Source organism: Nocardia sp. NPDC004260 (genome assembly GCF_053603155.1).
On sequence record NZ_JBSGEZ010000073.1, the window covers coordinates 25,596 to 34,879 of the forward strand.

Annotated in this window: 7 protein-coding genes; 3 read left to right on the forward strand and 4 right to left on the reverse strand. The window is 68.1% G+C overall.

All coding sequences use genetic code 11. From position 1 onward, the window contains the following. Positions 1-27: 27 nt before the first annotated feature. From nbtC to ACWEO7_RS31045, 3 genes are read right to left on the reverse strand one after another with little or no spacing between them, the layout of a single operon-like run. Entirely contained in the window at positions 28-3,054 is a 3,027-nt protein-coding gene (nbtC, locus tag ACWEO7_RS31035; protein WP_452428472.1) for a nocobactin polyketide synthase NbtC, read from the reverse strand. Further along, on the reverse strand, positions 3,047-4,375 hold the full coding sequence (locus ACWEO7_RS31040) for a beta-ketoacyl [acyl carrier protein] synthase domain-containing protein (protein ID WP_452428473.1): 1,329 nt from the start codon (positions 4,373-4,375) through the stop codon (positions 3,047-3,049). The genes nbtC and ACWEO7_RS31040 overlap by 8 nt, the downstream gene beginning before the upstream one ends. Positions 4,376-4,382: 7 nt before the next feature. After that, entirely contained in the window at positions 4,383-5,156 is a 774-nt protein-coding gene (locus tag ACWEO7_RS31045; RefSeq protein ID WP_452428475.1) for a thioesterase II family protein, read from the reverse strand. A 185-nt stretch (positions 5,157-5,341) separates the two neighbouring features. Between ACWEO7_RS31045 and ACWEO7_RS31050 the strand changes: the two genes are divergently transcribed. Beyond that, positions 5,342-6,007 carry a GNAT family N-acetyltransferase gene (locus ACWEO7_RS31050; protein ID WP_452428477.1) on the forward strand — a complete coding sequence of 222 codons (666 nt, stop codon included), beginning with the start codon at positions 5,342-5,344 and terminating at the stop codon, positions 6,005-6,007. 38 nt (positions 6,008-6,045) lie between these two features. Here the strand turns inward: ACWEO7_RS31050 and ACWEO7_RS31055 are convergent, their stop codons facing one another. Next, positions 6,046-7,332 (reverse strand): SidA/IucD/PvdA family monooxygenase, encoded by a 1,287-nt coding sequence (locus ACWEO7_RS31055; protein WP_452428479.1) that lies wholly within the window; start codon positions 7,330-7,332, stop codon positions 6,046-6,048. A gap of 172 nt (positions 7,333-7,504) precedes the next feature. Here ACWEO7_RS31055 and ACWEO7_RS31060 point away from each other — a divergent pair, with 172 nt between their 5' ends. Both ACWEO7_RS31060 and ACWEO7_RS31065 read left to right on the forward strand, forming a co-directional pair. Continuing rightward, the gene (locus ACWEO7_RS31060; RefSeq protein ID WP_452428481.1) at positions 7,505-7,975 is read left to right on the forward strand and encodes a hypothetical protein; all 471 of its coding nucleotides are present in this window, start codon (positions 7,505-7,507) and stop codon (positions 7,973-7,975) included. Between the two features lie 107 nt (positions 7,976-8,082). Next, positions 8,083-8,790 carry a siderophore-interacting protein gene (locus ACWEO7_RS31065; RefSeq protein WP_452428483.1) on the forward strand — a complete coding sequence of 236 codons (708 nt, stop codon included), beginning with the start codon at positions 8,083-8,085 and terminating at the stop codon, positions 8,788-8,790. Positions 8,791-9,284 lie beyond the last annotated feature (494 nt).

Genomic DNA, 9,284 nt, shown 5'->3' on the forward strand with positions numbered 1-9,284 from the left:
GGCCTCCTGAGCCTGTGTTCTCGGGCATCATCGGCCTCGGTTCTCGGACATGAGCAGGACGACGTCGTCCAGGGACGCGCCGCCGAGGATCGCCGCGACCGGCAACTCGCGGCGCAACATCGTCTTCAGCCGTGCCCGCAGATCCACCGCCTGCAACGAATCGAAGCCGAGCGCGACCAGCGGCACGGAGCCGTCGATCTGGTCGGGGCCGTCGAGAAGCATCACCTGCCCGAGTTCGCGCCGGATGATCTCCGCGATGCTCCGCGTGGCATCGGCTTCCGGCTCGACGGCGGCCGACTTCGGTGCGGACGGCTCGGCCGCGGGCTCCGCGACCGCCGATGCGGGCGCGAAAACCCGCGCCAGGCCGACGATCTCGGCCGTATCCCGCAAGCGCTCCCAGTCCGCCGACAGCACCGCGCTGTTCCCGGTACGGTCGGCGAAACCCGCCGCGATGGCGGGCGCGGCGGGCATGGGTCGCAGACCAGCGCCGAGGATCCTGGCTTCCACGTCGGCGTGCTCCGCGCCGGGCAGACCCCACAGCCCCCATTGCACCGACACGCAATCCCTGCCCTGCGCCCGCAGCCGCACGGCGAGGCTGTCGAGCATGCGATTCGTGCCCGCGTACAGTGCCTGACCACGCCCGCCGAGGGTGGCCACGAACGAGGAGCACAACAGCACGGCGCAGTCGACGGTCTGCGGCACCGCGCGCAGCACCTCGCCGAGCCCGAGGACCTTCGCGGCGGCCGCCTCGGTTACCGCCTCAGGTTCGAACCGTGCCCATGCGTACTGGACCGCGGCGTGCACGACCACGCTCACGGGGCGCTCGGCGAAGCGCTCCGCCAGCTCGGCGACCGAGTCGGCGTCGGTGATGTCACAGGCCACCACGTCGATTTCGGTGGAACCCGATGCGCGGATAGCGCGCAGTCGCTCGGCGAGCACGCTCGTCTCCCCGGTGCGATTCACCAGGGTGACGCGCCGTGCGCCGTCGTGGGCGAGCTGCGCGCAGAATTCCAGGCCGACGTGCCCCGTGCCACCGAGAATGAGAACCTCGCACAGATCCGGAGGCGCCGAAGTGCCCGGCAGCTCGGCGCGAACGAGACGCTTGGCGTGCAATTTGCCGCCCCGCAGCGCGAGTTCCGGCTCGCCCGGCAGGTGAACGGCTTCGAGGATCTTGTCCGCCAGCGCCGCCGGATCCCGTTCGGCGGCATCCAGGGGCAAGTCGAGGTGCCGGAACGCGATGCCGAGATGTTCCAGGCCGAGACTGCGGTACGCGGCGCTGACCGCCGAATGACCCAGGGATGGCGCATCGTCCGGGGACACCGCCTCAGCACCGGTTGTCACCAGCCAGCATTCCGTGACGCCAGGGGCTATCGTGGTCAGACTTTCTGCGGCTCGGGCGAACTCGGCGAGTTCGGCCACCGCGCCTTGCTCGTCCGTGGCCGTTTTCGACGGAAGCAGCAGCACCATGGTGTCGGCCTCGGTCGCGGTGCCGGCGATCGTGGCACCGTGGCGCGCGGCCCGCGCGCACAGCGCCGCTGCGAGGTCGTCCGCGCCGTCGTGCTCGGCGAGCAGCACGGTGCGCGGCGCGGCCAGCTCGAACCGGGACAACCTGGTCCATTCCTCGCGCAACCGCGCGGGGGGCGAGGTGACCGGGATCGGCGCCTCGGCACCCGATTGATACGGCGCCCACAGTCTCTTGGAGTTCATCACCGTGGCGGGAAAGTCACGCAGCGGCAGCGCCGGAGTGCGGTCGCCGGAGTCCGTGCGGAGCGCCTGCCAGTCGTAACGCGAATCGTGCACCGCGACTTCGGCCAGATTGCGGGTGAATTCACCCAACCCGTTCGCGGTGCGCAGCGATGTCCCCACGACCAGGAAGTCGCGGGCACCCGGCGCGGCCGGGGACAGATTTTCCCGCAGCGCGGGCTGCAACGTCGGGTGCTCGGCGATCTCGATGAAGGTGTCCACGTCTGCGGTCGCCGCCGTCACCGCGCGATCGAAGCGCACCCGGTTGCGCAGGTTCCAGTACCAGTAGTCGTGGTGGGTCAACTCGGGAGTGATCGCCGCGCCGAGCGTCCCGCCGTAACAGGTGACGTCGCCGAGCGTGAAAGTCTTGCTGCTCAATTCGCCGAGCGACGATTGGAATTCGTCGCGCAATCGCGTCATCGCGGAGGTGTGCGACGGGAACGACATCTGGATCTGCTTGGCGAACAGGCCTTTAGCGGTGGCGGTCGCCACCAGCTCCGCGATCGCGGCCTCGTCACCGGAGACACCGGTCAACTCGGGTGAGTTGACCAAAGAGACCTCCGCCCAGCCCGAATTGCGGGCCAGCAGCGCCTCGCATTCGTCGCGCCCCGCGCCGAGCACGGCCACCGCGTAGCCGTCCGAAAGGTCGCGCTCCAGAAGCTGGGCCCGGTGGGTGACGATCGACACGGCATCGCGCAGCGTCAGCGCACCGGCGACCACGCAGGCCGCGAGTTCACCCTGGCTGTGACCGATGGTCGCGGTGGGGCGCACGCCCGCCGCCTGCCACATGGCGGCCAAGCCGACCAGGTGGAACATCCTGGCCGGTTGCACTTCCCACAGTGTCTCGCCGAACTCGGCGCCTGCGCCGAGCAGATAGTGCACCGGCCGTGCATGGCCGTACCGCTCCTCGTGCACCGCCGCGCACTCGTCGACGGCGGCCCGGTAGGCCGGGGAGAAGTCGTAGTACGGCTTGCCCATACCCGCGTGCTGGCTGCCTTGTCCGGGAAAGGCGAAGCCGACGCGACGCGCCGCGACGGCGCCGCCGGACGTCACCACCGCCGGGTGCGTGGAACCCGCCGCGATCGACCGCAACGCGTCCGTCAACTCCTCGCGGGTGACGACCATGGCCAGGGCGCGATACCTGCGGGCGATCCTGGTGCGGAAGAGATGGCTCGCCAGTCGATCCGGGTCCACCCGAGGGTGGTCCTGCACGTAGGCCAGTATCGCCGCGGCCTCCGCACGCAAGCCTTCGGCGCTGTCCGAGGAGAGCAGGACGGGGACGGTGCCGTCCGGCAGCAGATATTCAGACATCGCTGTCCTCCTCCAGGACGGGCATCCCGACGACCGCGTGCGCGTTGGTCCCCGCGACTCCGAATGCCGACACCGCTCCGTAGCGAATGCCGTCGACCGGCTCCCACGGAACGAACTTCGTGGCCAGCCGCAGACTGGTGGCTTCCCAGTCGACCGCCTCGGTCGGGTGTTCTGTCCAGAGACTCGGCGCGACGTGTCCGTGCGCGCCGCACAGCAGCATCTTGATCAGGCCGAGCATGCCCGCCGCCGCCTGGGTGTGACCGATATTCGACTTGACCGATCCCAGCAGCGCGCCCCGGACACGCTCCGGCGCGCCGTACGTCCGGATGAGAGCGGACAGTTCGATGGGATCGCCCACCGCCGTGCCGGTGCCGTGCCCCTCGACCAGCCCGATCTGTTCGGGGTCGACGCGGGCCGCGATGAGCGCGGCGCGAATCAGCCGCTCCTGCGCGTCGGCGCTGGGCACGGCCAACGGGCCGCTCTTGCCGTTGTGGTTGACCCGGGAGCCGAGCAGCCGAGCGTAGATCCGATGACCGAGCCGGCGCGCTCGCGACTCGCGCTCCAGCACCACCACTCCCGCGCCCTCGCCCCACAGAGTCCCGGTCGTGCCCGCGGAATACGCGCGGCAGTGGCCGTCGGTCGAGAGCGCGTTGTTCTTCGCGAACTCCACGAACATGCCGGGTGAGCCCATCACGCACACGCCACCTGCCAGGGCCCAATCGCACTCGCCCGCGCGGACGGCCGCCGCGGCTTGGTGGAGGGCGGTCAAACCCGCCGCGCAGGAGGTGTCCACACTGATCGAAGGCCCGATCAGCCCGAGACTGTGCGAGATACGGCCGGATACCGCGCCGAGGGTGGTGCCGGTCATTCGATAACCGCTGTGCTCGCTGACGCTCGCCATGCGCGGGCCGTACTCCAGCGGCGTGACGCCCATCCAGCACCCCGCTTCGGCACCTTCGACGGCGCCGGGATTGAGCCCGGCATCCTCGACCGCCCGCCATGCCACGCGCATCGCCACCCGCTGCTGCGGATCCATCGCGACGGCTTCGCGCGGCGTTATCCCGAAAAAGGCCGCATCGAATTCCGTTGCTTCGGACAGGAATCCGCCCGAGTCGCGTACGTCGCTCCAGCTCTCGTTGCGACCGAGGGTGAGCAACTGTTCGATCGGCCACTCCCGATCTCGTGGCAATGGGCCGATGAGTTCCCTGGATTCGGCCAGCGCCGTCCAGAATTCTCGTGGACTGTTTATTCCGCCGGGGGCCTCGACCCCGATTCCGACGACGACGATATGGTCTTCGTCCCCCGAAGCCGATCCTGACATGGTGAACCTAACTGGAAAGAGCGGACTGTCCGGCGTCAGCGGCGGCGGAGGCAAGCAATTCCGCGACGCCGTCGATGTGGTCGTACAAATAGAAGTGCCCGCCGTCGAAGAGCGTGACCGAGCCGCCCCGAGTGCTGTGCGCGATCCAGGGACGCAGTTCGGCGACGGTGACGAAGTCGTCGTCGGCGCCGCCGATCACCTCGATCCGCGCGCCGATCCGCACGTCCGGGTCGCACGTGTAGTCGTCGAAGGCGCGATAGTCGGCCTGGAGGACGGGCAGCGTCATTCGCATGATGTCGCGATCGGCCAAAACGTCCGCGCCCGTTCCGTTCAGCGCGACGAGCCGGTCGAGCAGCGCCTCCTCCTCGGTCGGCAGCGGCTCGCTGTCGGCCACCAATGCCGGCGCCACCGCGCTGGAGGCGCCGAGCAGCGCTACCGGCACACCGGCGGCCTCGGCCTGACGAACGAATTCGAAGGCCACCATCGCGCCGACGCTGTGGCCGAACACCGTGATGGGAATGCCTCGGTGATAAGGCGATTCGAGGAATTCCGCGAGGGCACCCGCCGCGAGTTCGACGAGACTGTCCGGCATCGGTTCGGCGGCTCGGTCCTGGCGTCCCGGATATTGCACGAGCACGACATCGAAATCCGCACTGAGCCGCTTGGACATGGCGCGATAGGTGGAGGCGCCACTACCGGCATGGGGAAACAGCACCAGGGGCGGCAGCGTTTCCGTGCCGGGCTTGTGAAACTTCCGAATCCACCCGGGTTTTCTCGACATCCAACAGCTCCTACACATAACGCGGTGTGGGCGAAAGTCACCGCGGGCGAACAGATCAGGCCGCGGTGCGCGCGCCCGCGCGCCGTCCTTCCCGAACGGCCGGGCCTCGCCGACCACGCGAGGTTAGCATAGGGTAACCTTACATTCATCCAGCGGAGTCACTACCGAACGGAGCTCGACGACCGATGAACCCCACCAAGACGCCTCATGTCATCGCGCGCGAGCTGACCGATATCCCCGACGAACTGCGGGCCGTGCCCGCTCCGCCGCAACCGGCTCTGCCCGCCCCGTTCGACATCCGGACGGCCGACGCGGACGGCGCGGACGCGGAGCTGCTCACCGAATGGATGAACCGGCCGCATCTGATCGAGACGTGGGAACAGCCGTGGCCCGTCGAATTGCGCAGGCAGAATCTGCGCGCGCAGCTGGACGGAACCTATTCCCGCCCATACATCGTCGGGTACGACTTCACCGGCACCGACCGGCCGGAACTGGGCCGTCGCGACATCGCCTACCTGGAGTTGTATCGCCCCGCCAAGGACGAGATCGCCCGGATCTATCACGCCGACCCCTATGACGTGGCCTTCCACCTCGCCACCGCCGACCCGGAGGTGATCGGACGCGGCATCATGTTCGCCTTCGTCAGCGGTCTGCTGCCCGGAATCTTCGCGGCGGAACCGAACTGCCGTCGCCTCCTGGTCGAACCGGATCACCGCAATGTCGCGGTGCGGCGCATGGCCGAGCGGTTCGGCGTGCCCAGTCTCGGCGAATTCGACATCCGGCCGGACCGCCGGATCACGCTCTACTACCTGCCGCGCACGCCCGCGGACGTCCCGACGGTGCGGCACTGAGGCGCGGTCCGCGCCCCCGACCGCGAGGGCGGGGGCGCTCACCCGAAGGCCCGCGCGACGGCGCCCGTCAGCGGCACACCGGACCGTCGCGTGGCCGGTTGCAGCACGCGATCGGAAAGCTCGCCGAGACAACTGAGATTCGGAAAACCAGGCCCTTGTGCGACCGCGGCGAGGTTGGGCAGATACAGCTTGGTCTCCATCCCCGAGACCGCGAGGTCGTAGCCGATCGACACCTCGATCCGCTCCTGGGTCGGCCTGCCACCGACCGCCAGTTCCAGCAGGTCGGCCGCGTCCTGATCGAAGAGGTCCAGGAACCACAGCGGCTGTCCGCCGGTGGCATCGATGACCAGGTCGAAAGTGTGCGATTGGTCCGCGCGCCGCTCGTTGCGCAAAGTCAGCGCCACGCCGTCGCCTTGATCGACCACCCGGACGGCACGGCCCTGCAGGTGATGCACCCGGCTGTCGCCGAGCAGGCTCTCCTGCACCCGCACCGAGAAGACGCCGCGGTCGGTTCTGCGGATGACGTCACGCCGCTCCTGGACGGTGAGTCCCGCCCACTTGACCGGGTCGCTGAACAGCGAATTCTCGAAATAACTTTCGCCGCGGGTGTAGATCGTGGCCATCGGCGAGATCACCGAAATGGACAACATGCCGTGGCGCACCAGCTCGTCCAAGGCCGAGCCCGCGGTCTCACCGCCGCCGATCACCGCGACCCGGGAGGAGACCGGCAGACTGCGCCGCCCGGCCAGATCCCAGAATTGAGCGATACTCAGCACGCGCGGATGGTCGGCGAGCGCCTTGGTGCTCGCACCGGGGCCGGTGATCATCAGCCCGGCCGCGTCCAACCGGATCGCACCACCGTCGGGATCGGTCGCGGTGACGCGCCAGCCGTCGGCGGTCGCGCCGATGGAACGCACTGCCCCGGAAACCAGTTCGAGATCAATCCGGCGAGCCACCCACTGCAGATACTTGGCCCAGACGTGATGGGCCGGGTTCGGGCGGCCCCGATCGATCCACTCCGCATAGGTGCCCTGCTCGATCAGGAAGGACGTCCAGCTGTAGGCCATCATGGCCGCGTTGATTTCCTGATTGCGCCCGCGCGCCCAGGTCGAGTGGTACGGGAAGCCCACGTCCTTCTCCGGGCTGGTGCCCAACCGGTGCCTGCCGTCGGTCCAACCGCCACTCGGCAGCCAGTTGCCGCCGACCGCGTGCGCCTCGACGACGACCACCCGGGGCGCGGGAAGGCCGAGCGTACGCAGCACATGCGCTTTCGTCGCCACCGCAAGGGCTTTCGGGCCAGCTCCGATGACCAGAAGCGTTTCCACCGGTTCTCCACTCTCTCCGACATCCCGCGGCTTCCCGCCGGGTGCGCGGGTCTGCCGCCGCGCCGACAACCAGAACCCGTGCGGATCATGTTTGCATAGGCTTACCTTATATTGCACACTCGTACCCGACTAGAGCGGTGACACTCACACCCTCGAAAGATTGGATGAACGAATGAGCAAGACCCCGAACAAGACACTCGCCCGACTCGCCACTGCGGCGGTCGTGGTCAGCGCCGGATTCGCCGGCGTGGTCGGGACCGTCACGCCCGCCGTCGCGGCACCCTTGGTCGCACCCTTGCACACCCAGTCCCCGGGCGCCGGTGAGCTGACCGCCAAACTTCGCGTGGCGATCAACACCGGCGCCGCGCGCAGCACGCGAGCGGCCGAACTGGAGTCGGGTGACGCGGGCGTCGCGACGATGGACAAGATCGCGGGCCTGCTCGCGGCCGCCCCGCCGAGCCTGCGCTACAACGTGATCAACCCCTCCAACTCCGGCGACCGGATCGATGCGCAGTTGCTGGTCACCACCGAGGGCTACCCGGACTTCACCTACGACGTCTCCTGGAAGCAGATCGACGGCACCTGGAAGCTGACACGCCAGGCGGAGTGCAGCCTCGCCTCGGCGCTCGGCCTGTCCTGCTGACCCGAAACCCCTCGCGCCCGAGCCCTCCCGGGCACTGTCGCCGTCGAATGTCGCGTGGTGCGTATCTCCCGCGCGACATTCGACTTTCGTTAGGCTAACCTTAGTTCATGGGCAAAGGTTTGAACGGTCTGATGGTCAAGGCGTGGGGCGGCAACGACTACCGGCTGACCGTCACCTCGACCGAATACGTCACGGACAAATACGTGCGACTCGGCTTCTCCGCGGGCGGTCTGCTCGCCGATCATCCGGTACACCCCACGCAGTGGATCCGCGGCTGGTTCCCGGACGGCGACAGCGGCAAGCTGCAACAGCGCGGCTACACCCTGGTCGACCCCGACCCGGACGGCGACCACTTCTCGATCGAATTCGCGCTCCACGACGGGCCCGCCGCTCGATGGGCGCAGAACGCCTCGGCCGGTGACGAACTCGACGCGTCGGTGCTCGGCTCGAACTTCCAGCTGCCCGAATCCGCGCCCGGCGAATACCTCATCTTCGGCGACACCGCCTCACTGCCCGCGATCAACACGCTGTTCGACGCCATCGGCGACACCCCGGCCCGGGTCTGGCTGGAATGGCAGTACGAATCCGACACCACGATTCCGCTGCGCAACAAGCCGCACCACCAAGTGACCTGGGTGCAACGGATCGATGACGGCAGATTGCTGCGGGAAGCGGCCCAAGAACTCTCCTGCCCGGCCGACGCATTCGCCTGGGTCGCTTGCGATGGGCATACCACCCGCTCGATCGTGAAGAGCTTCAAGGCGATTCACAATTTGCCCAAGGCCGCGATCAAATCCCAGGCCTACTGGAAGTAGGTCTTTCACTGCTCCCACGCCGCACCCGTATTCGCGCGGTGCGACGTTTCCGGTATCGACAACGTCCCGATCGAAAGCGGCGACTACAGCCGATTCGTCGGCTCCCCGGCGACGGCACCGGCCGGGGCGAAGCCGGCGCATGGCTGTTGATCAAAGTGGCGCTGCACCGCGCCAACATCCCGCTCGCGCAGTGGTCCTCCGCCTACACCGCCGCGGGCCCCACTACACGGGCCCTGCCCGCACCCCGCCGGTGCGTCTGCTCATTCCGCCTCATTCAACCATCTGCGGAGCAGTGTACGGAATTCATCCAGTGAGATGTCAGGCCAATCGGATTGCCGGGTGAATCGGACGTGATACCAATTGGCCCAGAATTCGAGACGAGCGGGGTCAGCGGCGACACTAAGGGTTGTCCCGTAAGTTGTTGAGCGGCAGTCGGTATCGTGTTCGCGTGGCGGTGATCTCGGCGGTCGATCCGGTGATGGTGGAGTTGTTCA

Coding starts and splice junctions, on each gene's coding strand:
- ACWEO7_RS31065 (WP_452428483.1), top strand. CDS start 8,083: ATGGGCAAAGGTTTGAACGGTCTGATGGTCAAGGCGTGGGGCGGCAAC.
- nbtC (WP_452428472.1), bottom strand. CDS start 3,054: ATGTCTGAATATCTGCTGCCGGACGGCACCGTCCCCGTCCTGCTCTCC.
- ACWEO7_RS31040 (WP_452428473.1), bottom strand. CDS start 4,375: ATGTCAGGATCGGCTTCGGGGGACGAAGACCATATCGTCGTCGTCGGA.
- ACWEO7_RS31060 (WP_452428481.1), top strand. CDS start 7,505: ATGAGCAAGACCCCGAACAAGACACTCGCCCGACTCGCCACTGCGGCG.
- ACWEO7_RS31045 (WP_452428475.1), bottom strand. CDS start 5,156: ATGTCGAGAAAACCCGGGTGGATTCGGAAGTTTCACAAGCCCGGCACG.
- ACWEO7_RS31050 (WP_452428477.1), top strand. CDS start 5,342: ATGAACCCCACCAAGACGCCTCATGTCATCGCGCGCGAGCTGACCGAT.